The sequence below is a fragment of the Maricaulis virginensis genome, from assembly GCF_027922185.1.
Classification (GTDB): Bacteria; Pseudomonadota; Alphaproteobacteria; order Caulobacterales; family Maricaulaceae; genus Maricaulis; species Maricaulis virginensis.
In genome coordinates, this window is the sequence record NZ_BSFE01000025.1 from 1 (window position 1) to 546 (window position 546).

The 546-nt window shown below is 59.5% G+C and carries 2 protein-coding genes; both read left to right on the forward strand.

Annotated elements, in window-relative coordinates; translation table 11 throughout:
• Positions 1-195 (forward strand): hypothetical protein (locus PKE71_RS17560; protein WP_271188319.1); only part of this gene is annotated, 195 nt, incomplete at its 5' end.
• Complete coding sequence (locus tag PKE71_RS17565; protein WP_271188320.1) at positions 185-529, forward strand: MobC family plasmid mobilization relaxosome protein; 345 nt, start codon at positions 185-187, stop codon at positions 527-529. The genes PKE71_RS17560 and PKE71_RS17565, both read left to right, overlap by 11 nt.
• The last annotated feature ends 17 nt before the right edge of the window (positions 530-546 follow it).

Genomic DNA, 546 nt, shown 5'->3' on the forward strand with positions numbered 1-546 from the left:
GTTTGCGAAGGAGGGATAATGCAGAAGCCGAAGAAGAAGCCGCTCGTCGTAAAAAAAAGATCCTGGCATCCGGCAGTGATGGCAAATCTGATGCGTCAGGCACAGGAGGAAGATTACCGCCGGGAGCAGATGGCAGAGCTTGAGCGTTCAGCCCGGTCACATTTTGCGGATATCGGAGGAGAGGATGGCGGTTAAGCGTACCCGTTTTTTAGGTATCCGGGTGACCGATGGGGAGTACCAGCAGCTGCTGGAGCGCTGCAATGGAAGGCAACTGGCGGTGTGGATGCGGGAAACCTGTCTCGATACGCGCCCGGCGCGGTCGTTGCGGCTGCCGTCCATCGATCCGGTTTTGCTGCGCCAGCTTGCCGGGATGGGGAACAACCTCAACCAGATCGCCCGGAAAATTAACGGCGGCCAGTGGTCAGGCGCTGACGGGGTTCAGGTGGTGGCCGCGCTGATGGCCATTGATGCCGAACTCGAGCGGCTGCGGCATGCCGTGCTGGAAAAGGGGGCAGACGATGATCGTTAAGTTTCATCCGCGAGGGC

What these genes read in the sequence shown, in the direction of transcription:
- PKE71_RS17565 (WP_271188320.1), top strand. Translation starts at nt 185, where the DNA reads ATGGCGGTTAAGCGTACCCGTTTTTTAGGTATCCGGGTGACCGATGGG.